This window comes from Microbulbifer thermotolerans, assembly GCF_001617625.1.
GTDB lineage: Bacteria > Pseudomonadota > Gammaproteobacteria > Pseudomonadales > Cellvibrionaceae > Microbulbifer > Microbulbifer thermotolerans.
In genome coordinates, this window is record NZ_CP014864.1 from 3,143,894 (window position 1) to 3,166,850 (window position 22,957).

Genomic DNA, 22,957 nt, shown 5'->3' on the forward strand with positions numbered 1-22,957 from the left:
AAAACAGGTTGTGCTGGGAGAAAAACAAATCAGAGGGTGAGGCGATGGCCGTTGTCCCGCAACCAGCGCCGCAGCACTTTGTAGCTCGGACAGACACTCTCTACCAGAGACCAGAAAGCGCGGCTGTGATTGTGATGCCGCAGATGTGAAACCTCATGTGCCACCAGGTAATCCACCACCGGCTCAGGGGCCTGGCACACTAGCCAGTTGTACTGCAGTTCGCCGCGACTGGTGCAATGGCCCCACTTGCTCTTGGTGCGGCGCACGCGCACCGAGGAAAAAGCGAGCCCAAGCCGCTCCGCCAACCGCGCTGACTTTTCCGTAAGCAGTGCCAGGGCTTCGCGCTGATAGAGCCGCTGCAACGCCGCCTGTACTTGCCTCTTATCCGGCTGGCGCTGACGGGTATAGAGCGCTATGGCATCCGCGCCAATACCGCTGGCACTACTGGCCCCAGCCCGTTCCAGCGGCAACGCGCGCCCCAGCCAGGGGAAACGCTCGCCAAAGGCATACTCGTAGACGGGGACCTGGGCCGCACGCTCACGGGCGCGCGACAGTTGGCTGCGTACCCAGTGTGCATTGTCCCGCAAAAACTGGTGGCCGTAACGCGCCGCACAGCGCTCGGGAATACGCACTTCGACACCAGACGGCACCAGAACCAAACCCAGGCGTTTGCGCCGGGGCGAACGCACCAGCCGGTAGGCGATATCCTCGTAGGTATAGGTCTGCGCCTCGCTCATTAGCCGTGCGCAACCACCGCCATGGTGATGCGGGAGATACAGCTCAGTTTGCCGTTGGGAGCCGTGATGCGGATTTCCCACACTTGGCTGCTGCGGCCAATATGTACGGGTTTTGCCGTACCCGTGACTTCGCCCTCGGCCACCGGGCGCAGGTGATTGGCGTTGATCTCCTGACCGACGCAATAGTATTTTTCCGGGTCCACCACAAGGTTGGCCCCCATGGAACCGAGGGTCTCCGCCAATACCACATTGGCGCCACCGTGCAATATGCCGAAAGGCTGTCGGGTGCGCTGGTCCACCGGCAGGGTTCCCACCAGATAGTCGTCACCCACCTCGGTAATTTTCAATCCGATATGACCGGGCATACAGCCGGCGGCATTTTCGTTTAATTGCTCCGGAGTGGGGTTACTGTGCCAGATTGCCATTGAGTTACTTCCTGATTGAAATGTCGTGGGGGGTATCTACCGGCGCCCGAATATGGGGTCAATAAAAACGGCTGAAGCCGACAAAACCGAAGCCGCGCAGCTGGAGATCCAACAGATCCAGTTCCCGCCTGAGGGCGCTGCGGTGCAATTGCAGCGCCCGGATTTGCTCTTCCTCCCCCGCGCTGGCCAAGGCGGCGTTTACCGCTATGAGCTGACGCCTCAGGTCATCGTAGCGACGGGCCAGCTGCAGGTACTCCATCTCCACCTGGTAATCGGCGAGACCGCGATGGTATTCCGCCAAAAACAAATCCGCACCGGGCCCGGTGCACACGCCTTCGTAGCTGTTGCCGAGGCGCCCCTGGCGGTATCCGTTCTCTGGCGTGCAGAAATAAGCCACGCCTTCCTCGTGGCCGCGCAGCCAGGCCTCCGTATCCACGCGCACGCCGTACTCGCGGCACTGCCGCGCGATATCGTAGACCAGCGACTGGCCGCGCCCGCGGGCGCCGTCCTGCAAACCGCGCTCGTACCAGAGACCGGCCTGACACGCCTCCTCAGAGATCACGGCACAGCCCGCGAGCAGCGCGGTCAAGAGTAACAGAAGGCTCTTCGCGGGATTCATGGCAAAATCAACCAAAGCGCTTGTCAGCGACAAAGGGATTGCTCTGTCGCTCCTGGCCAAAGGAGGACATTGGGCCGTGACCGGGGATAAAGCGCACATCATCGCCCAGCGGCCACAGTTTTTCAGTGATGGAACGGATTAGGGTGTCGTGGTCGCCCCTGGGGAAATCCGTACGGCCGATAGAGCCGGCAAAGAGGACATCCCCCACCAGCGCCAGCTTGCCCGCGCGGTGAAAAAACACAACGTGGCCCGGGGTGTGGCCGGGGCAATGATGCACTTCCAGTGTTTCTTCACCCACGGTTACAGTGTCGCCCTGAGCCAGCCAGCGGTCGGGGGTAAAGGTCTCGGCGGGTGGAAAGCCAAACATCTGTGCCTGCACCGGCAATTGGGCTATCCAAAACTCATCGTCGCGATGGGGCCCCTCCACCGGCAACTGCAACTGCCGGGCCAGCGCGGCGGTGCCGCCGACGTGGTCCAGGTGGCCATGGGTCAGCAGAATTTTCTCCAACTGCAAACCGCGCTCATCCACCGCGGCCAGAATCTTCTCCAGGTCCCCACCGGGGTCAACCACCGCCGCCCGTTTGCTGTTCTCGCACCAAAGTAGGGTGCAGTTTTGCTGAAAAGGCGTGACCGGAACCGTATGGAATTGCAACGACATACAAAAAACCAATACTTCGAAAATTGTGCCGCGGATTATAGCGCGGCCGCCGCCGCAGTCCGCACCGGCGCCGCCGGGCGGCGGCCGCGGTGACTTTTCAGCAGCGCTCGCAAATCCTCCAGCAGCTGTTGATACACCATTTCGCTGCGCCAGTAGCCGTTGTGGGAAACCAGCTGTGGCCCCCAGTGGGACGCGCTCCAGTCAGACAGTGGACAGATTTCGTAGTCGCGGTAAACCGCCTGATTGTAGGAGGGACTGAGGGGCTTCAAAGGCCAGCCGAACAGGTCGTCCGGGTGGTAGAAATTCTTCCAGCGGAAGTTGTAGCCGCGCGTGGCCGAGGTCACCGCCTGTATCTGATCCCGCGGCATACCCGCGCACCAGAGCGGATTGGTGGCCCCCAGGGTGTACCAATGGCTCAGCGTTTTCAGACGCAGGAAGAGATCCCGGGCCGAGCCCTTGTGTACACCGCGGGGGCCGCCATCGCGCCAGATGCCGTGACCCAGGCTGGTTTTCTGTGCATCCCACAAATAGTTGGAGAGAGTGACGCAGCCCACCGAATGGGTCAGCAGTACCACCGGCGCGCTGTCAGAGGCGGCCTTGGCCGCCCTCTCAAGCGTGTTATAGATCGTCTGCTGGGCCTTTTCGTAGTTGCCGCCGCGCTGGTGGATATCCCCCAGCTGCGCGGCGCTCTCCGCCATGCCGTAGAGCATGAACTTACGCGCGCGCAGGAAATCCATATCGCGCTTTTGCATGCCCTCGAAGGTCCGCTCGATATTTGTTTGCAAGTGAACCTGGCAAAGAACGGTATCGCAATGTAAGCGGGACCAGTCGTCTCCCAGTCCCTCGCGCAGCGCCGCGAACAGCGGCTCGGCGAATTCCTCGTCCGCCACCCCCATACCCGGCACCGCCAGGATTACTATATCGGCCATATTCAGCCCCTGATTATTTTTTCGGCGTTGCGTAAGAATCGCCTCACGCGCCGCTCATTTTTGTGAATGGGCACCGCTGAATCCGTCGAAACTAACATTTACCGAGCGGTTGAAAAAGTGCTTTGCAGTCGAAAATTTATGAAGAAGGCAGTAGCCTATGCGTTGAGAAGGGGGTGTAACGACCCTGTCATTGCATCACCTGAGACGTGCACTGCCCTGCTTGCACAAAAAACAACCAAAAGATAACCCGCCGCAGCGATGCTACTGACCTCCAAATACAGCCTGCCGGACTGCCCGGAACACACATTGGCGCGCCCGCGCCTACTGTCGTTGCTGAACGGCAGCCACAGCGACCAGCTGCTGCTGGTGACCGCGCCGGCGGGATATGGAAAAACCACTCTGGTCTCTTCCTGGGCCGCGGGACAGGACAACCCGGTGGCCTGGTACTCCCTGGATACGAGCGACAACCAACCAGCCCAGTTCTGCCGCTATCTGGTGGAGAGCGTACACCGCGCCACTGGCAATGGCGTGCCCGAAACCCACAAGCTGCTCGCGGCGCAACGAAACCCCGATCCATCGCTGGTTATCAGCCAACTGCTGGCGGAGCTGCGCGGCCTCCCCAGCGAACTGCGCATTGTGCTGGATGACTACCATCAGATCGACAACGAAGTGGTGCACAACACCACGCGCTTCCTACTGCGCCACGCCCCCGCCGGCATCGGCGTGGTGCTCACCAGCCGCAGTCAGCCGCCGCTGGGACTGGCCTCACTGCGGGTAGCTGGCCGACTGCTGGAACTGAGCAGCAACGATTTGGCACTGACCACCGAGGAAATAAGCCAACTGCTCGAGCAGCGCCTGCCTTTTCCCCTCGACAGCGACCGCGCCGAACAGTTGCATCAATTGAGCGAGGGCTGGCCACCGGCGGTACAGTTGTTCGCCCTATCCGTGCGCGACCGCGACGAAGTGGACCGCTACCTAAGCGAGCTGGAGCGCGGCCACAGTCACATCCTCGATTATCTGGCCGAAGAGGTGCTAGAGCGGCTGGAACCGCAACTGCGCGAACTGCTCGCCTGCACCTCAATACTGAACCGCGTCAACGCCCGGCTGGCGGAACAACTGAGCGGGCTCGAAGGCGGCCAACAGCTGCTGGAACAGGTAGCACGGCGCGGCCTGTTCCTGCAGGCGCAGGACTCAAGCCGCCGGTGGTTCCGCTACCACCCCGTATTCGCCCGCTTTCTTCAGCGCCAACTCACCGATCCCTCGCGCCTACAGGCGTTGCACCGCACCGCCTGCGATACCTGGCAGCAGCTGGAGCAACCGCAGGAAGCACTGCACCATGCGCTGGCGGCAGAAGACCCGACGCGCCTGCGGCAACTGCTGGAAGCCCACGGGGAACAGCTGCTGCGCGAGGGGCAGGCCCGGGTGGTGAAAAACTGCCTCGACTGGCTCGGCGCAGACGAGCTGCAACAAAACCCCCGCTTCACCCTACTGGCAGCGCGTATGGCTCGGGACAACTTCGAACACAACCGCTGCGAAAAACTCCTCGCCGCCGCGGAGAGCTGGCTGCAGCGTGAAGACCCGGGCCAATGGCACGAGTACGAGGGCGCCTTCGCCGCCGCTCGCGCCCAGGCTGCTGTGGCCCGGGGCCGGACACTACAGGCCAAGGAGTACGCGGAGGAAGCCTTGCAGCTCCTGCGCGACAATCAGGCCGGCGAACGCATCGCCGCCCTCCTGGTTACAGGGGAGACCAACTTCTGTCTTGGACAGCTGGAAAAAGCCGACGCCCATATGCGCGAGGTGGAAACTCTGGCCTTGGCTGAACAAGACTACCCCAGCGCCGCCTGGGCAATCTGCCAGCAGACCGAGATCGCCATCGCCCAGGGCCTGCTAAAGAAAGCCACAGCCCTGCAAGAGCGCGCCCAGCTGCTGATACAGGAACACCACCTCAGCGGCCAACCCATCTCCGAATTTATCTGCCGCCTGCGCGGCCACCTGGAATGGGAGCGGGGCGACCTGGATGCCGCAGCCGCCTGTGCCCGCCTCGGCATGCGCATCAACCGCAAAGTGGGCGAACGCTGGCTGCTGCCGGAATACACCCTGCTGCTGAAAGTGGCCCAAGCCCGCGGCGAAAAAGAAGAATCCCTGGAATGGCTGGCGCGCATTGACCGCCTGATGACCGGCGAGCGCTACCACCGCGACTGGGTGGCCAACGCCGACGCCGCGCGCATGCGCGCCTGGCGCGCCCTGAACAACCAAGAAGCCATTGGAGCCTGGCTGGAACAGGCCGAGCCGGTAGTGGACAGACCCAGCAACCACTTCGAACAATGCCACGGGCGCAACCACGTGCGCGCAATGATCGAACTGCACCGCTGGTCCGATGCCGGGCGGTTGCTCGCCCGCCTGCAACAGGTAGCGCAAGACTGCGGACTGGTCACCGACTGCCTCCGCAACCTGGTGCTGGAAGCGCATCTGCTATGGCTGCGCGAGCAGCGCGACGGCTCAGTCAAAGCCATCCGCGAGGCGCTCGCCATTGCTGTCGATCGCGGCTTCTGTGCCAGCTTCCTGCAAATTGGCAAACCGCTGATCGTTATCTTAAAAGCGGCCCTGGAGTCAGAAGACGAAAAAGGTGAGCTGAGCCAAGCGGAAGCCGATCGGGCCCGCGAACTGATTAAACTGGCCCAGCAGCAACCGGAGCTCGACGGCGGCATCCGCATCGAGCTGGACGAAACCATTATCAAAGAAATTCTGCAGAGTGATGCAGTGCCGGACTTCCTGCGTCACTCACCGTTAACCCCGCGGGAATGGCAAGTGCTAAACGCCATTCACTCGGGCCTCTCCAACGAGCGCATCGCCCGTCACTTCAAAGTGGCGCCCAGCACCATCAAAACCCACATTCGCAGCCTCTACCAAAAGCTGGACGTAAAAGACCGCCAGGAAGCTATTGCGTTAGCGGAGCAGATGCTGCGTTCGGTGCAGGACAAGCCTTGAGGACACTGCCTCACAAGACTGTATTTACCTTTAAGGAACCTCTGATTAATCCGCGTGAATACTATGGTAGGTTTTGGGGCGCTCAGGCAATAGGACGGATATTTCGAAACCGCACGAGTACTTCCCTGTAGCTCCGACGGAGGCGTCACTTTTCCGCCCTTAATGTGCCTCTGATTAATTCGCTTCCTGAAGGTGAAGATACTTCCAGACCACCTGAACACCTCGGGATCAATTACAGCGCCCACCCGAATGAATCAGAGATTCCTTAACAAATTCAAGCAGCCTGTTAAATAATGCTGGAGTTCATCAATCACCCCCACCACAGTCACCGCCCCCGCCACAGTCACCACCATCAAAGAAGCCGCCGCTAGAACTAGAACCACCACTAGAGCCACTACCCCGATGACTATCGGATAAACTAGACCTAATCAACTTCACAAGACCGACAATTACGAACACGGCGAAAATAATAGGGCAAAAAACGCTGTTAAATTCTGAATCTGACTTGAGATCAATATAGTTCCAACTAACTACCGCCCCAATGATAACTATCCACGGATTCATCACCTACTTCCTCATATTTTTTACTGAAGATCCAACGATTTTTTTTGATTTAAAAAAACAGTTACTTGTCGCTCCTTTTGACAGTTAAAGAACCTCTGATTAATTCACTTCCTGATGGTTAAAACTCTTTGGAGCCAGATGAGAAGCTCAGGTGATAGGCTGGCCATTTCGAAACCGTCGGATACAGGGATGTATCAGTCGGAGCTACAGGGAAGTACTCGTGCGTTTTCGAAATATCCGTCCTATTGCCTGAGCGCCCCGGAACCTACCATAGTGTTCACGCGAATTAATCAGAGGTTTCTTAAACAATTTCAGTGACTATAGCGCTCTCAACCGCCAGTTACTCTCATCAAGTCAAATGCTTGGCAACGCCCCAGCAATACTAATACGTGCTTCGCACACTTATTGCTCTGTGATTGCGCCAATATTTATACAGAAGAGCTGGCTCTACACCTTCTATTTTATGGATGTCCTTTATTAAGGATTATTTCGGTAGTATAACGCCGTTGGACATCTGGAATATCGGGGGTTTTCCAGTTCTGGCTTGTGAGATTAAGAGGATGATCCACCATGGCCACTATTATCCCAAACCTCAGCACCCTTCGCGGCATGACGCCGGGTGAGCGCCGCCTGGGGCAGCGGTTAGAAAGCCTACTGGAGGACGACTACATCGTCTGGTACGACACCCCAGTGGGACGGAACCGGCGTTATCCCGATTACATCATTCTCCATCCTGGCCGCGGACTGCTGTTTCTGGAGGTGAAGGACTGGAAGCTGGATACCCTCAAACAAATCACTCCACGTGATGTGGAAATACACACCCCGGATGGTCTCAAGACCGTCAGCAATCCCCTGCAGCAGGCCCGCCAGTACGCTCTCACCGCCATCAACAAACTGCAGCGCGATAAGCACTTACAAGAAACCTCCTCACAGTACAAAGGCAAGCTCTGTTTCCCGTGGGGCTACGGGGTGGTGTTTCCCAACATTACCCGCAAGCAGTGGAACGAAGCCATCAGTGAGGAGGATCAGGAGCTGGTGCTGCCGCCACACCGGCTGATCTGCAAGGATGAAATGACTGCCACCGCCGACCCGGAAGTGTTTCAGGAGCGGCTGTGGGGCATGTTCGACTACACCTTTGGGGACAAACTAAGCCTGCCGCAGATCGATCGCATCCGCTGGAATCTGTTCCCGGAAATCCGCATCAATACACCGCAGAAAGGCCTGTTTGATGACGGCGATAGCGATGAGAACGCGGATGCTGAAAACGGGCCGGGACCGAGTGCGGATGACAAGAGCGCGGCCAAGAACAAAGCAGATTACAACAGCATTCCCGATATCGTCCGCGTCATGGACCTACAGCAGGAACAACTGGCTCGCAGCATGGGCGATGGTCACCGGGTTATTCACGGGGTGGCCGGGTCCGGTAAGACGCTGATTCTCTGCTACCGCTGTCAGCATCTGGCCCAGGCCGTCACCAAGCCGATCCTGGTGCTGTGCTTCAATATCACCTTGGCCGCTCGGCTGCGCAGCTTTATTGTCGAAAAGGGCATCGAGGAAAAAGTGCAGGTGCATCACTTCCATGAATGGTGCGGCCGCCAACTGAAAACCTACAACGTGGACCTCCTCCCCGCCACGCCCGGCCGACAATACTGGGAACGGCAGGTGGACACCGTGATACACGCCGTGGACAAAGGCCAGATCCCCCGCGCCCAGTACAGCGCAGTGATGATCGATGAAGGTCACGACTTCGAACAGGACTGGCTTGCCCTTATCGTGCAGATGATTGACCCGAACACCAACTCCCTGCTGCTACTCTACGACGATGCCCAATCCATCTATAAGAAACGCAGCCTCAAGTTCCCCCTGTCCAGCGCCGGGATTCAGGCCCGTGGCCGCACCACGATTTTAAAACTCAACTACCGCAATACCCGCGAAATCCTCAGTTACGCCTACGATTTCGCCAAAGACTTTTTGCAAGCGCAGGACGCCGACGACGACCACATTCCCCTCATTGCCCCGGAAGTGGCCGGCACCAGTGGCCCAGCGCCCGAATTCCGCAAGTTTGACAACTTTAATGACGAAGCCCATTACATTGCCCGCTGCATCCGCAAATGGCACCAGAACGGCCAACCGCTCAATAACATCGCGGTGATTTACGGCTACACCCGACAGGCCGAAACCTTACAAAGGGTATTGAAAGCGGTGGCGATCCCGCACGCTTGGTTGAAAGACAGTGCGAGCAAGAAAGCGTATGACGCTAATGCGGATCGTATCGCCCTACTTACCCGGCAAAGCAGCAAGGGATTGGAGTTCGATACCGTGGTTCTGGCCGGGTTGGGAGGATTGAAGGATGACGAGGAAAACCTGGAGAGTGAAGTAAAGCTGCTATATGTGGGGATGACACGGGCTCGGAAGCAGTTGTTGTTAACAGGGAGTGGAGAGAATTGGTTTGTAGAGCGGATTGGCGGGTAGTCGGAACATGAACCGTTCCACAATAGAATTTTCAGCCTCTAGCCAGTTTCGGGGTACTCAAGTAGCGGGATGGGCAGGGCATTCCAAAAGTGCGCGAAGTCCCGGTAGCCCCACCGGCTACCGCCATTTATCCGATGATTTTGAAATATTCATACCTGCAGCTGAACGCCTTATCTTTGGCCCTGGAAATTTTACCGAGATAAGGCGTATTAATCAGAGAACCTTTTAACTCCCAGCCCGCAACCGCTGCTGCATCTCACTGACTGGCTCCGGCGGATACACATTCGTGGGCCACTTCAGCGGTGCAAATTCCTCGCTCAATTGCATATCCTCTACTTCAGCTTTCACTTTATCGTAAGCCGCCTGTGTTTCCGGTCCTAACTCCAGGCTAATACTGTTAAAGATATTTTTCTGTAGCTCCTGAATAGGGGATATATCAAAAGTTGGCTTATGATCTTTATCAAAACTATAAATATCTTGTTTAAAGAAAACCTCTATAAAATGTTTTTTAGTTATAGGAAAAATAAAAAGACAATCGGGATTAACCAACTGTGTGGGATCAGCACTACGGCTAATTTTAAAGCTTGCACTAGGAACCGGGAGATGATGGTGACGCTGCCAGTCTATCGGGCCGCTATAGCGCGGAATATGAGAAGAATCCTCCCCCCAATTCCTGTGGCCATAGCGATCGTTCAAATAATGCATCAGCACCATTTCAAATGCTTTTGGATTGAAAAATGAAATATTAGGGAAAGCATGCTCTTCAAAACGACCAATTACGGCAATACTCAGACTTAACTCACCTTTACAGCCGGTCATCCAGGGGCCATAAAAGGCCCACTTGCGAGAAAATAGTCCAATAGCGCCCCAGTAATCATTGGCCATAACACCTTTGGAGCCAATCCATCCCAGATCGTTCTCCAGTAAAACATCGTAATTCGGCAGTGTTCTATTTTCCTTAACTGATTTTCTCCGAGGCTTATGCCTCGGAGCACGTAACTGTAATCTACTGCCGGCAAGCGTAAAACTGACTTTTGATGCAAAAGAAAAAGAAGGCCCCCGGGGAACACAGTAATTATCGTCGCGAATACGCCATTCCAACGGGAGATATTTTAGAAAGTTGAACATGCTTCTCCCTACCTTCTGAACTTATAGCCAAAGCGCTCTGTCGCACCTTTCGCTAAATCCTGTAAAACCCCGGCTCCGGTAATCGCCGTTGCAATAGCGGCCATAGCCATCCCCGCTTGACCGCCAATAGCGGCCGCCAGTATACCTGCCGGGGCAGCAACCTTCTGAGCACCATTTAACCATGCCTTGGCGTGATATCCCTTATTGTAAGGATCTTTGTTATTTTTCAGACGTAAACCGGCTACGCTGTACTGACTAAGAGCGCCGTGTACGCTGTAACCGGTATCGGCAAAGCGCTGGTTCAAACGCAGCTTGAGTTGATGCGCCAGGCGCAGAGCCCTTGCCGGTGAGGTACGGGGCTTATACAGATACACACCGTGCTTCTCCAGGGTGATTCCCTTGTCCGCCAGTATCTGCATGGCCTGGGTGAGAACGGCAGAGCCACCGGAGTCTGCTATCCAGGTTACATCCTCGATATCCCGCGCATCCGCCATGGCTTTCGCCAGCAGAACCGCAGATTTCCGGGCCTTATCCACAGCCAAGGGGTTGTAACACACCAGCCCCCCTAGTGCTTTTTGTCCCGGTGTAAAATGAAGGTCTGCGCCATTAGCAGACACATGTGCGGCCCCCACTCCCAACAATTCCACAGCCCTGGGGACTGCATCGGCGGCAGCGTCACTGGCCTGCTTATAGCGGGCATCAGCCACCGCAATCAGTCTCCCAGGTTGTTTATGGATCTTTCCATTCGGAACTAATTCCACATTCCATGCATTTCGATCCCGATCTTCACGAGCTCGATAAAGCCCCATCCGAGTAGCATCATCACTCCACTCCGTCGCCCGAAAATAATTGTCATCCAAGTTCAACTCAGTAATACAGAACTGATCATCCGGCCACCGCACCACTGTGGCCTTAAGGCCCGGCAGAAAGACGTAATACAGTTCGTTGCTGTTCTTGGTACGCGACTTGCCAGGGCGCACGTAGACATTGTTCTTGCCCAGTACGCCAGTGGTCAGTGCATTGAGCTCCTTAACGGCGATGGTAGCCCAATAGTGGTTGCGGCGGGCTGCCTGTTGCAGGCGCTGGAAAACCGGTTCGAGTTTTGTAATGCAGCGGATGGGTTTGCCGGCACGCTGTCCGGCGATCAGAGGAAGGTTCTGTGTAGTGCTCATTTTACTCCCTGTTGTTTGTCACTCCATGTGCGGGCGAGGATCATAATGAGACCTTCCAAAGCCCTTCAAGCCCCCGCCCGAACTATTGAAAGTGCAGACGTACCAGTCACAATTAACTGTGAAAAATGTCTCGACTCACCTGCAAACTACATCGCAAAGAGCACCTCCTGCCTGCCCTCCCTTTCCGCTTGCACCAGGCGCAATGATGCAAAATATCAGCCCTAACCAATCCCAACTTGTGAGACCATTTGATGCTTTTGGGTCACACCATTTCATACGGGAGAGTCCTGAATCCACTAATTAGCAACCCGGCCAATCCTTTCCCTCCCCCCTGCCCGGGGAGGAGGCAGCACCCAGCCAGCATCGCCATACTCACCCTAACCTAATGAATACCCAACGGACTCAAGGCATGAGCGGAAAGCCCTTCAGCGACAAAAGCGGGGACTGGTGGCGCAGCGGTGTGATCTACCAGATTTACCCGCGCAGTTTTTGCGACGCTAACGGTGATGGCATCGGCGATCTGCCAGGCATCACTGAGAAGCTCGACTATGTACAGTCCCTCGGGGTGGACGCCATTTGGATCTCCCCGTTCTTCAAATCGCCGATGGCGGACTTCGGTTACGACGTGTCCGATTACCGCGATGTGGACCCGATTTTCGGCAAACTGGACGATTTCGATCGCCTGATTGAAGCGGCGCACGCGCGCGGTCTGCGCGTGATTATCGACCAGATTCTCAGCCACACCTCCGACCAGCACCCCTGGTTCGAGGAGAGCCGTTCCAGCCGCGACAACCCCAAGGCGGACTGGTACGTGTGGGCCGATCCCAAGCCGGATGGCAGCGCGCCCAATAACTGGATGTCCAATTTCGGCGGCAGTGCCTGGCGCTGGTGCAGCCGCCGCCGCCAATACTATCTGACCAACTTCCTCAAAGAGCAGCCGGATCTGAATCTGCACAATCCGGAAGTTCAGGAACAATTGCTGTCCGACCTGAAATTCTGGCTCGACCGGGGCGTGGACGGCTTCCGCCTGGATGCCATCAACCACGCCTTCCACGATCAGTCCCTGGCCGACAATCCGCCGCGCCCGCTGGAACTGGACGAGAAGGGCTTGCCGCCGGTAAATACCTACAACTATCAGTGGCACATTCACGACAAGTCCCAACCGGAAAACCTGGTGTTCCTGCAGCGGGTCCGCCAGCTGATGAACCAGTATCCCGGCACCGTGACCATGGGCGAAGTGGGCGATGACAACACCCACAAGATCATGGCGGAGTACACCACCGGCGAGCGCCTGAATATGGCCTACTCCTTCGATCTGTTGACCGAGGAGAGCAGCGCTAAATTCCTGCGCGACACTCTGGAAAAGAACCGCGAGGTAATCGAACAGGGCTGGCCCTGCTGGTCCATCAGCAACCACGATGTTCCCCGTTCTTTTACCCGCTGGAATAAAGGTTTCGATACCGAGCAGGCCATGGCCCGCGCGCCGCTGTTTTTACTGATGCAACTGACCCTGCGCGGCAGCGTCTGTCTGTATCAGGGCGAGGAGCTGGGTCTCGAAGAGGCGGAGCTCGCCTTTGAGGATCTGGTGGACCCCTATGGCATCAATCTATGGCCGGACTTCAAAGGGCGCGACGGTTGCCGCACCCCCATGCCCTGGAGTAACAGCGACGAACCCAATGCCGGTTTTTCCGCGGTGAAACCCTGGCTACCGGTGCCAGAAGAGCACTGCCACAAGGCGGTCAGCCTGCAGGAAAAAAATCCGCAATCGATGCTGAACCGTTTCCGCGCTCTGCTCGACTGGCACAAGAACCAGTCATCGGAACTGGCAACCGCCGCGCAGGAAATTGTGGACACTCAAAACGATTTGCTGGTGTTTTTCCGCCGGGGGGAAATGCGGGAATATCTCGTTGCCCTGAATTTAGGCAAAGATGCGGAGACTTTTGCACTGCCGTCCGAATTTTCCAGCGCGGAGGATATTACACCGACGCTGTTTGCCGGCGAGCGCAACGGCGAACAGCTAACACTGCCACCCGCTGGAGCACGAGTACTGCTGCGCAAACAGTAAACTTTGTTGAGCGCCGCTGAGTGCAAAACGGCTCAGGGGCCCTGTCCCGAAATATGTAAGCGTTTGTCACACGATTTTGGAACGTCTTTCCTTTCGACGTCTGCTTCCGGTGCCGGCCTAGTGCCGGCCTTTTTTTAGAGCCTCTGATTAATTCGCGTGAACACTATGGTAGCTTCCGGGGCGCTCAGGCAATAGGACGGACATTACGAAAACGCACAAGTACTTCCCTGTAGCTCCGACGGATACATCCCTGTATCCGACGGTTTCGAAATGCCCGTCCTATCACCTGAGCTTCACATCCGCCCCGGTTGCTATGCTGTAAGGATGCGGTTCATTTACCCGCTGCAGGTGTCCCTTCACAGCCAGCGTCACGATGTCCGAACAACCCGATCACGCCACTCTACGCAAGTCCCGGCCCCTGCTGCGTGGGATTCTGCCGTTGACGCTGCGCCAGCTGCCGAGGGAAATTCTCGCTGGCGCCACCCTCGCCGCGCTTGCGATACCGGAAGTGATGGGTTACGCGAAAATCGCCGGTATGCCCGTGGTCACCGGGATCTATACGCTGTTTATCCCCATACTCGCCTACGCGCTGCTGAGTTCATCCCGCCACCTGGTGGTTGGAGCAGATTCGGCGACCGCAGCCATTCTCGCCGCCGGCCTCACCGGACTGGCGGCACCTCAGACTGACCACTATATCGCGCTGGCCGGGCTCACCGCCTTACTCGCCGCCGCGCTGCTGCTTCTGGCCCGCTGGGTGCGGCTGGGTTTTCTGGCCAATTTTCTTTCGCGCACGGTACTGATCGGATTTCTTACCGGCGTCGGCATTCAGGTGGCACTGGGGCAGCTGCCGGCTATGTTCGGATTGGAGCCAACCGGATACAGCGGCTGGGAGAATATCTGGCAATACGTGAAACAGTTGGAGTCTCCCAACTACTATGCATTGGGCATTAGCCTGAGCGCGCTTTTGCTGATCGCAAGCTGTAAAAAGTGCTCGCCTCATATTCCCGCTGCCCTGATAGCAGTAGTGGCAGCCACCCTAACCACCTGGGCAATGGATCTGGATACGCAGCTACCAGTGCTGGGGACGCTACCTGCCGGGCTGCCGGAGCTGAGCCTGCCCAAGGTCGATTGGCACCCACAGCTGATCGTGGATCTTGCACCGACCGCATTCGCCATATTTATCGTTATCCTCGCGCAAAGTGCCGCCACCGCGCGGGCCTATGCAACCCGCTATGGCGAGCGCTTTGATGAAAATGCCGATCTCAGCGCGCTCTGCGTTGCCAACCTGGGCGCCGCATTGAGCAGCAGCTTCGTCGTAAACGGCAGCCCCACAAAAACACAAATCGTGAACAGTGCCGGTGGCCGAACCCAGCTCAGTATGGTCGTCACCAGCATGATCACCTTAATGGTGCTGCTGTTTATGACCCAAACACTGCACCATATGCCGGATGCGGTACTGGCGGCTGTCGTTTTTGTTATTGGGCTGGAGCTGGTCGATTTGCGCGGGATGCGCGCCATCTACGCGGCGCGGCGCTCGGAGTTCTGGGTAGCGGTGGCCACGGCGGGGACGGTAATCCTGGTCGGCGTCGAGCAGGGTATTATGCTTGCGCTGGCCCTTTCCCTGGTTGTGCACACCCGCCACGGTTATAAACCCAGGAATGCGCTGCTGAGACCCTCGGCTTCCGGCGGCTGGCAGGCCAGCCCGGTCAGCAGTGGCACCCAGGCCGCACCGGGCCTGATCATTTACCGCTTCACCCACAGTATTTACTATGCCAATGCGCAGCTGCTGACAGACGAAGTCACCCACCTGGCCACCAGCGCCGACCCGCCACTACACTATTTCTGCATCGAAATCTCCGCAGTGGATGATATTGACTTTACCGCTGCCGAGACGCTGCGAGAATTGCACAAATACCTGTCCCGCCGGGGTATCCGTCTGGTATTTGCCGCGGTCATGAGCGGCACCTCCGCCAACGCGCCGGCGCAAATTCGCGCGCTTTTTGACGACAAAGCCCTTTACAAAAATTTGGAGGCTGTAGTCGCCGACACCAAAAAGGCAGAGGGGCGCAGCGCGCACTCGGAGTAAAGCCTCCGCCATTGATATTCCACCAAGCGAACGCCGATGGAACCAGCTGCAGCGACTGGCGAGCTGCTAGATTGTTAATGGATCTCTGATTCGTTCGCTGTAGAAGCCCCTCTGCCAAATGGGAAGCTCAGGTGATGGCGTGCCCCGAAAGCAGCGACGGCAACCACTCGAACGCATCAGCGCGGCCTTCAACAACCCGCACCGGAACCGCCCCGGTAACACTGTGGCAAGAAAAGGATTTCACGTGCAACAAACATCGCAGCAATCGAGCAATGCTTCCACGGCAACGATATCCAAAGCAGGTGGAGACGATCTGGAAAAAGCGGATCTGAATTCCGTCTATGCCACCCTGAAAACTTCCACCAAAGGGTTAAGCAAAACCGAGGCCGCAAATAGGTTGCAAAAGTATGGCCGCAACGCCATCACCGAAAAAGAAGAGAGCGCACTGCGCAAATTTTTGCGCTTTTTCTGGGGCCCTATACCCTGGATGATCGAAGCTGCGGCACTCCTTTCCGCACTGATCGGCCACTGGGCGGACTTCGCCATTATCAGCTTGCTGTTACTGTACAACGCGATCGCCGGTTTCTGGCAGGAGCGCAAAGCCTCTAACGCGCTGGCGGCACTTAAGGCGGGCATGGCGCCGAAGGCGGAGGTACTGCGGGATGGCGAATTCACCACCATCGACGCCGCCGAAGTGGTACCCGGCGATATCGTCCGCATAAAATTGGGTCAGGTAGTACCGGCGGACGTGCGCTTTGTGGGCGGCGACTCCATCAGTATCGACCAGGCGGCGCTCACCGGAGAATCCCTGCCAGTCAATAAAAAAATCGGCGATCTCGGTTACTCCGGCAGTATCGCCAAACGCGGAGAAATGACCGCCGTCGTTATTGGCACCGGTCGGAATACCTTTTTCGGGCGCACCGCCAAACTGGTTGCGGGCGCAGGCAGGGGGCCGTCTCACTCGCAAAAAGCCGTCACACAAATCGGTGACTTCCTTATCGCGCTCTGCCTGTTTCTGGCGTTGTTTCTTGTGGGCAGTGAACTCTACCGGGATATTGTCATCGCCAAAGACTGGCACTGGTCCGATGTGCTGGACATATTGCGCCTGGTGCTGGTATTGTTGATCGCTTCCATTCCCGTGGCCATGCCCTCGGTGATGACTGTCACCAATGCCCTGGGTGCACTGACGCTGTCAAAGAAAAAAGCCATCGTTTCGCGTTTGGAAGCGATCGAGGAATTGGCCGGGGTCGATATTCTCTGTTCCGACAAGACAGGGACCCTGACCAAAAATCAACTCACCCTGCACGATCCCCAACTGTTTGCCGCCGAGGACAAGGCCACATTGATTCAGGCCGCGGCACTGGCGTCCGAGCCGGATTCCGACGATCCCATCGACAAAGCTGTCTTCGCCGGGCTGGGGGACAAGAAAGTCCTCGATACTTACCGCGCAGACAAGTTCACGCCCTTCGATCCGGTGAGCAAACGCACCCAGGCCCAGGTCACCGACAGCAGCGGAAAGACACTGCTTTTTTCCAAAGGCGCGCCCCAGGCGATTGCCGCCCTGTGCAAGCTTTCCGGGGACACGGCCGATAAGGCGGATGCCTGTGTCAGCGATCTGGCAGCGCGCGGACTGCGCGCGCTCGGCGTGGCCCGGTCCGAAGACCAGGGGCATAGCTGGTCTTTTCTCGGCATCCTTTCCCTCGAAGACCCTCCCCGGGACGACTCCCGCCAGACAATCACCAGAGCGCGCGATCACGGGCTGCAGGTGAAAATGATTACCGGCGACGACGTGGCCATCGGCAAAGAAATCGCCTCCCAGGTGGGCATAGGGACAAACATTCGCGCCGCCGGCGATCTGTTCAGTAAAAACCAGGACATGAATCACCTGCCGGCCAGAGTGGTCGATTGTGTGGAGACGGCGGATGGATTCGGGCGGGTATTCCCGGAACACAAATACGCCATTGTCAAAGCACTGCAGGGACGCGGGCACCAGGTCGCCATGACCGGCGACGGCGTCAACGATGCCCCCGCACTAAAACAGGCCGACTGCGGCATTGCGGTGAGCGGCGCGACCGATGCAGCCCGTGCAGCCGCCGCCATCATTTTGACAGCACCGGGGCTTTCCACCGTCATCGATGCCATCGACGAAGCGCGCAAAATTTTTGAGCGCATCATTAACTATGTGCTCTTCCGGGTTTCCATGACCCTAGACATTATGGTGGTGGTTGTCTTTGCCACCGTTTTTTTCGGCTTCCCTCCGCTCACACCAATTATGATTGTCCTAATCGCCCTGCTGGACGACGTCCCCATTATGACCATCGCCTACGACAACACCCTTGTGCCATCCAAACCGGTACACTGGCAGATGCGCCAGCTGCTGCTGGGGGCCAGCATTATCGGCCTGTTTTCCATCGCGCAATCCCTGGGACTGCTGTTGATCGGCATGGAGTGGTTGGGCAATCCACAGTGGCAGTCGTGGATTCCGCTTTCAAAAGATCAAATTCAGACAGTAGTGTTTTTACAGATAGTGGCTGGCGGCCACCTGTTACTGTTTGTCGTGCGCGCCCGCGGTGCTTTCTTCTCCCGTCCCTGGCCGGCATCCCGGCTGTTCGGTGCTATCGTCGGCACCCAGGTGCTGACCGTGCTGATGTGCGGCTTCGGCTGGCTGGTGCCCGCCATTCCCTGGGCCATTATCGGCCTGGTGTGGCTGTATATGATTGCCTGGATGTTTGTCCTGGATCTGGTGAAACGAATTCTCTATCGGCACCAACAAAAGTCCACTTACGCTCGCGGTGAAAAATCATGAATTACTATGAAAAATTCCGGGTTAAACCGGGAAGCAAAGTTCATCTGGATAATATCGATGCATCCTTTAAGGGTGAACACGAAAATCATCGCTCTGCGCTACCAGAAATCCAAGACTACAACCGCAAGATCCGCGACTTGCAATACCTGATGTACGCCGAACACAAGCACTCCCTGCTGATCTGCCTCCAGGGGCGCGATGCCGCCGGCAAGGACGGCACTATCAATCACGTACTCAGTGCCATGAACCCACAGGGATGTACAGTAACCGGATTTAAGCAGCCCACCGCGGAAGAGTTGGACCACGATTTTCTCTGGCGCTGCCACAAGGCTGTGCCCCGGCGCGGCAATGTGGCTATTTTCAACCGCTCCCACTACGAGGATGTGCTGGTTCAGCGGGTGCACCAAATGGTGCCAAAAGAGGTCTGGTCAAAGCGCTACGACCATATCAACAACTTCGAAAAACTGCTCACCGACAACAACACTCTGATTCTCAAGTTTTATCTGCATATCGACGCAAAAGAACAGCTCGCGCGCTTCAAGAAGCGCATTGACGATCCAACCCGTCACTGGAAAATCAGCGAAAGTGACTATACAGAAGCCTGCTACTGGGATGCGTACACCGGCGCATTCCAGGATGCGCTGGAAAAATGCAGCACCGATTACGCACCCTGGTTTGTTATACCGTCGAATCACAAATGGTTCCGCAATCTGGCAATCTCCCACATAGTGGCAAAGGCAATGGAATCGCTGGACATGGCATTCCCGAAGCCCACGGAAAATATCGACGAAATCAAAAAGAAATATCATTCTCTCGATCAGAGAGAACAAAAGAAAGGACTGATTTCCGGAGAAAAAAAGAGCCCGAAGAAGAAAAAATAACCGACGCAATTGCCATAGCTGCAACACAATGATTCTCGTTCCCGTATTTTCCGAGTTTCTCTCCAAATACGGGATAAAACGGGATGAGAATAGTTCTTTTTACCGGTATTTTTTTCGTCAAACTCGTATTCTCAACCGCCCTCTTGCAACAGAGGAAATACCGGGACCGGCAAGTCGCCACTGCGCTTTGCCAAGCCTGTATAAATGGTACAGAATACCGAGGTGTTATAGCTCACCAGCCGTAACACCCCGCAATTAGCGGCTAGTCTTGGGAGCGTCTAAGGAACCTCTGATGAATTCCCATGAACGCCACGGTTAATTGCGGGACACTCAGGCAATGCCCATTCCATCACCTGAGCTTCTTATCAGATCGCAAAGTCGCTATACCTCCAGCAAGCAAATCAAGCAGAGGTTCCTCCGAAGGGTCATTTTAAGTTGAAGTATATAAAGGTGACATTTTGGCTGCTCCTGCTGTTACTCAGCGGAGCCTGGCTTTTCGCAGATACTTTCATTCCCACTCCATTCTCCTACTTTTCCTTCCGCACCGTATTCACGCAGTATTCTGGAATAATCGCCATAGGCTCAATGAGTGTGGCGATGCTGCTGGCAGTGCGCCCGAAGTGGATGGAACAGCCATTAAACGGGCTCGACAAGATGTACCGCCTGCATAAATGGCTGGGTATTACCGCATTGATCTTTGCCACACTCCATTGGTGGTGGGCTCAAGGTACCAAGTGGATGGTCAGGTGGGGCTGGCTGCAACGTCCGGAGCGCCATGGCCCTTCTGGCGAGGCGCTCTCGCAGCTGGAGCAGTGGCTGCATGATCAAAGAGGAACGGCCGAATCCGTTGGCGAATGGGCATTTTATGCCGCGGTACTCTTGATTGCCCTGGCCCTGATTAAATGGTTTCCCTATCACCTGTTTCGAAAAACACACAAATGGCTGGCAGCTGTTTATCTTGTTCTGGTTTACCACAGTCTTGTTCTGATCAAGTCGGAATATTGGTCCCAGCCCATCGGCTGGGTCACGGCATTGTTGCTACTTTGCGGCACCATATCGGCTCTGCTGGTACTGGCTGGCAGGGTCGGGAAAAAGTGCACCGTTAAGGGAAATATCAGTGCACTCGAATCCTATCCCGGCGTAAAGGTTATCGAAGGGCGCATACAACTTAGCGAAGGCTGGAAGAGGCACTCGCCCGGACAGTTTGCGTTTGTCACTTCAAAAACCACTGAAGGTGCGCATCCTTACACCATCGCTTCAGCCTGGAACCCGGATGATCCTAGTCTCACCTTTATTGTCAAATCGCTGGGAGACTGGACCAGTCAATTGCGACAGTCATTGAAGGTGGGCACACCTGTATCCGTGGAGGGCCCGTACGGTTGCTTCGATTTTAATGACGATCAACCGCGGCAAATATGGATCGGAGCGGGTATCGGGATTACCCCCTTTATCGCGAAAATGAAACATCTGGCACAGTTCCCTGGGAAAAAAGAAATAGATTTGTTCCATGTGACCAGAGATTACGACGAAGCTGCCATTGGCAAGCTGACTGAAGACGCCAGGTTGGCAAAGGTGCGACTGCACCTGATCGTCACGCCGAGAGACGGCCGCCTGACACCCGAACAAATCCGCGCAGCCGTACCGGAGTGGTATTCCGCAAGCCTTTGGTTTTGTGGCCCCTCTGCATTCGGAAGCACCTTGCGCAAGGATTTTCTGAAACACGGCCTGCCCGCAAAGCACTTTCATCAGGAGCTGTTTGAAATGCGATAGATTGCAACCATTAGCCACTGGCAAGGGGAGACGCTATGCAATCCCAGATATCCAGCCGCAACCTACCGCTAGCCCATTATCTAGGGGACCTCTGATTAATTCGCTTCCTGGTGCAGGAATTCTTCGTGGGTGGATGAGAAGCTCAGGTGACAAGATGGGCATTTAGAAACCGTCGGATACAGGGATGTGTCCATAGGAGTTACAGGGAAGTACTCGTGCGTTTTCGAAGCATCCATCCTATTGCTTGAGCGCCCCGGAACCCACCATAGTATCCACGCGAATTAATTTGAGGTTCCCTAAGGCCCGTTAAAATCCATAGTCGCGTTCTACCTTTGCCACTCGCACCCGGAAATGGGTGTACCAGCACTGACGGCCCAGCTTTTGGGCCTCACGGTGCTCTAAATTATTCTTCCAGTTGCTGATAGCTTCGAGGCTTTCCCAATAGGACACGGTAACACCCAAATCTTCCCTCGCGGATTCCACCCCCAGAAACCCCGGCTGCCGAGCGGCCAACGCCATCATATAGTCAGCCATTTCGGCGTAACCATTGTCCCCAGCTGTCCGATGGCTACTGAATATAACTGCGTAGTATGGAGGTTTTGGTGTATTGGCAATTTTCGACATAGTTGCTCTCAGTTTTTTAAGGTGTCTCCAACTGCTCTGTTCTTCTTGCCACCTTGCGGGCCTGCCACAGCGGGCCAGCGCCCGCCAGCAGCGCGCCACCGACAATCAACAGACTGGACAACACCAGACTCCAGCTAGATTCCGCATAGCCGAATACGACTAACAACAGTGTGGATACCAGAGGCGCACCGTAGGCGAGTACACCGAGCAAGCGCAGGTCACCGCGCTTGATACCGTAATCCCAGGTGAAGAAGGCGATTCCCACCGGCCCCAGACCGAGACCGAGGATACCCAGCCACTGGTGGATTCCCTGCGGCCATACCCAGGATTCCCACAGCAGGTGGCATATCAGCCCCAGCAAGGCAGTGACTGCACAGTACCAGCCCACCGCATCCGCCGGAGCCTCACCTTTTACCTGTGCCAGCAGGCGGCTCAATACCGAATATCCGGACCATAAAAATGCGCAGCCCAGCGCCAGTGCATAGCCCGGCCAGTAACGCCACTGGAATCCACCCTCGCCCCGGTCGAGCAGCAGCCAGCAACCGGCCATCGCCACCAGAGCACCGGCAACATGTACCCACAGCAGTCTGTGCCCCGGCAACAGTGCCGACAACAACACGATCAGCAGTGGCCAAAGATAAGCGAGCAGACTGACTTCCACCGCCGGTGCCAATGCCATGGCGGCGAAGTAGCAGGCGTGGTAGCCGAACAGGCCGCCGACACCCAATGCCCAGGCGGCCGCTGGCTGGCGCAACAGCTGCCTGGGCGAAGGCCCCAGCAGCACCCCCTTGATCAGCATCAGCAACCAGGCGGTGGCAAAAGTCATCGCCAGCAGCTGAAAAGGTGGAACCTGGTTTTCGGTCAGCTGCGTCAGTAATGCGAGCGTACCCCAAAGCAGAATAGAAAGGCTGCCGATGGCGGTGGCTTGTGTCCGCTTCACAATGGGTATCTCCACAAAATTACCGGATAGGCCAGCTTACCGGTAACCGCGCCGATCCGGTTCCGCGCACAGGCACAAAACTTTGTCGAAATG

16 protein-coding genes are annotated in these 22,957 nt (G+C 56.6%); 7 read left to right on the forward strand and 9 right to left on the reverse strand.

Features of this window, described 5'->3' with window-relative positions:
* Positions 1 to 29: 29 nt before the first annotated feature.
* The 5 genes from A3224_RS13085 to A3224_RS13105 are packed head-to-tail and all read right to left on the reverse strand — an operon-like array spanning position 30 to position 3,368.
* Positions 30 to 737, reverse strand: coding sequence for a M48 family metallopeptidase (locus tag A3224_RS13085; RefSeq protein ID WP_067155494.1), 708 nt, complete (start codon positions 735 to 737; stop codon positions 30 to 32).
* Entirely contained in the window at positions 737 to 1,162 is a 426-nt protein-coding gene (locus tag A3224_RS13090) for a hotdog fold thioesterase (RefSeq protein ID WP_067155496.1), read from the reverse strand. The genes A3224_RS13085 and A3224_RS13090 overlap by 1 nt, the downstream gene beginning before the upstream one ends.
* A 58-nt stretch (positions 1,163 to 1,220) precedes the next feature.
* Positions 1,221 to 1,781, reverse strand: coding sequence for a DUF2799 domain-containing protein (locus A3224_RS13095; RefSeq protein WP_067157997.1), 561 nt, complete (start codon positions 1,779 to 1,781; stop codon positions 1,221 to 1,223).
* A gap of 7 nt (positions 1,782 to 1,788) precedes the next feature.
* On the reverse strand, positions 1,789 to 2,439 hold the full coding sequence (locus A3224_RS13100; RefSeq protein WP_067155499.1) for an MBL fold metallo-hydrolase: 651 nt from the start codon (positions 2,437 to 2,439) through the stop codon (positions 1,789 to 1,791).
* Between the two features lie 35 nt (positions 2,440 to 2,474).
* The gene (locus A3224_RS13105) at positions 2,475 to 3,368 is read right to left on the reverse strand and encodes a hypothetical protein (RefSeq protein WP_067155502.1); all 894 of its coding nucleotides are present in this window, start codon (positions 3,366 to 3,368) and stop codon (positions 2,475 to 2,477) included.
* Between the two features lie 258 nt (positions 3,369 to 3,626).
* On the opposite strand from A3224_RS13105, the gene malT reads away from it, so the two are divergent.
* On the forward strand, positions 3,627 to 6,356 hold the full coding sequence (gene malT / locus A3224_RS13110; protein WP_067155505.1) for an HTH-type transcriptional regulator MalT: 2,730 nt from the start codon (positions 3,627 to 3,629) through the stop codon (positions 6,354 to 6,356).
* A gap of 1,134 nt (positions 6,357 to 7,490) precedes the next feature.
* Positions 7,491 to 9,392, forward strand: a complete 1,902-nt coding sequence (locus tag A3224_RS13115; protein WP_067155508.1) for a 3'-5' exonuclease — start codon at positions 7,491 to 7,493, stop codon at positions 9,390 to 9,392.
* 225 nt (positions 9,393 to 9,617) lie between these two features.
* On the opposite strand, the gene A3224_RS13120 is transcribed toward A3224_RS13115, so the two are convergent.
* On the reverse strand, positions 9,618 to 10,520 hold the full coding sequence (locus A3224_RS13120) for a hypothetical protein (protein ID WP_156481488.1): 903 nt from the start codon (positions 10,518 to 10,520) through the stop codon (positions 9,618 to 9,620).
* An 8-nt stretch (positions 10,521 to 10,528) separates the two neighbouring features.
* On the reverse strand, positions 10,529 to 11,692 hold the full coding sequence (locus tag A3224_RS13125; protein WP_067155513.1) for a hypothetical protein: 1,164 nt from the start codon (positions 11,690 to 11,692) through the stop codon (positions 10,529 to 10,531).
* Between the two features lie 409 nt (positions 11,693 to 12,101).
* Between A3224_RS13125 and A3224_RS13130 the strand changes: the two genes are divergently transcribed.
* The 5 genes from A3224_RS13130 (at position 12,102) to A3224_RS13150 (ending at position 21,300) form a co-directional block, all read left to right on the forward strand.
* Complete coding sequence (locus A3224_RS13130) at positions 12,102 to 13,757, forward strand: alpha-amylase family glycosyl hydrolase (RefSeq protein WP_067155516.1); 1,656 nt, start codon at positions 12,102 to 12,104, stop codon at positions 13,755 to 13,757.
* A 373-nt stretch (positions 13,758 to 14,130) separates the two neighbouring features.
* Entirely contained in the window at positions 14,131 to 15,843 is a 1,713-nt protein-coding gene (locus A3224_RS13135) for a SulP family inorganic anion transporter (protein ID WP_067155518.1), read from the forward strand.
* 244 nt (positions 15,844 to 16,087) lie between these two features.
* Positions 16,088 to 18,649 (forward strand): plasma-membrane proton-efflux P-type ATPase, encoded by a 2,562-nt coding sequence (locus A3224_RS13140; RefSeq protein ID WP_231902389.1) that lies wholly within the window; start codon positions 16,088 to 16,090, stop codon positions 18,647 to 18,649.
* Entirely contained in the window at positions 18,646 to 19,530 is an 885-nt protein-coding gene (locus A3224_RS13145; RefSeq protein WP_067155521.1) for a polyphosphate kinase 2 family protein, read from the forward strand. The genes A3224_RS13140 and A3224_RS13145 overlap by 4 nt, the downstream gene beginning before the upstream one ends.
* A 450-nt stretch (positions 19,531 to 19,980) precedes the next feature.
* Positions 19,981 to 21,300 carry a ferredoxin reductase family protein gene (locus A3224_RS13150; protein ID WP_231902390.1) on the forward strand — a complete coding sequence of 440 codons (1,320 nt, stop codon included), beginning with the start codon at positions 19,981 to 19,983 and terminating at the stop codon, positions 21,298 to 21,300.
* A gap of 306 nt (positions 21,301 to 21,606) precedes the next feature.
* Here the strand turns inward: A3224_RS13150 and A3224_RS13155 are convergent, their stop codons facing one another.
* Positions 21,607 to 21,834: an antibiotic biosynthesis monooxygenase family protein gene (locus A3224_RS13155; RefSeq protein ID WP_231902391.1), complete on the reverse strand. Its 228-nt coding sequence runs from the start codon at positions 21,832 to 21,834 to the stop codon at positions 21,607 to 21,609.
* Positions 21,835 to 21,940: 106 nt separating this feature from the next.
* Positions 21,941 to 22,864 (reverse strand): aromatic amino acid exporter YddG, encoded by a 924-nt coding sequence (gene yddG / locus A3224_RS13160; protein ID WP_082817626.1) that lies wholly within the window; start codon positions 22,862 to 22,864, stop codon positions 21,941 to 21,943.
* Between the last annotated feature and the right edge of the window lie 93 nt (positions 22,865 to 22,957).

What these genes read in the sequence shown, in the direction of transcription:
- A3224_RS13085 (WP_067155494.1), bottom strand. Translation starts at nt 737, where the DNA reads ATGAGCGAGGCGCAGACCTATACCTACGAGGATATCGCCTACCGGCTG.
- A3224_RS13090 (WP_067155496.1), bottom strand. Translation starts at nt 1,162, where the DNA reads ATGGCAATCTGGCACAGTAACCCCACTCCGGAGCAATTAAACGAAAAT.
- A3224_RS13095 (WP_067157997.1), bottom strand. Translation starts at nt 1,781, where the DNA reads ATGAATCCCGCGAAGAGCCTTCTGTTACTCTTGACCGCGCTGCTCGCG.
- A3224_RS13100 (WP_067155499.1), bottom strand. Translation starts at nt 2,439, where the DNA reads ATGTCGTTGCAATTCCATACGGTTCCGGTCACGCCTTTTCAGCAAAAC.
- A3224_RS13105 (WP_067155502.1), bottom strand. Translation starts at nt 3,368, where the DNA reads ATGGCCGATATAGTAATCCTGGCGGTGCCGGGTATGGGGGTGGCGGAC.
- malT (WP_067155505.1), top strand. Translation starts at nt 3,627, where the DNA reads ATGCTACTGACCTCCAAATACAGCCTGCCGGACTGCCCGGAACACACA.
- A3224_RS13115 (WP_067155508.1), top strand. Translation starts at nt 7,491, where the DNA reads ATGGCCACTATTATCCCAAACCTCAGCACCCTTCGCGGCATGACGCCG.
- A3224_RS13120 (WP_156481488.1), bottom strand. Translation starts at nt 10,520, where the DNA reads ATGTTCAACTTTCTAAAATATCTCCCGTTGGAATGGCGTATTCGCGAC.
- A3224_RS13125 (WP_067155513.1), bottom strand. Translation starts at nt 11,692, where the DNA reads ATGAGCACTACACAGAACCTTCCTCTGATCGCCGGACAGCGTGCCGGC.
- A3224_RS13130 (WP_067155516.1), top strand. Translation starts at nt 12,102, where the DNA reads ATGAGCGGAAAGCCCTTCAGCGACAAAAGCGGGGACTGGTGGCGCAGC.
- A3224_RS13135 (WP_067155518.1), top strand. Translation starts at nt 14,131, where the DNA reads ATGTCCGAACAACCCGATCACGCCACTCTACGCAAGTCCCGGCCCCTG.
- A3224_RS13145 (WP_067155521.1), top strand. Translation starts at nt 18,646, where the DNA reads ATGAATTACTATGAAAAATTCCGGGTTAAACCGGGAAGCAAAGTTCAT.
- A3224_RS13155 (WP_231902391.1), bottom strand. Translation starts at nt 21,834, where the DNA reads ATGGCTGACTATATGATGGCGTTGGCCGCTCGGCAGCCGGGGTTTCTG.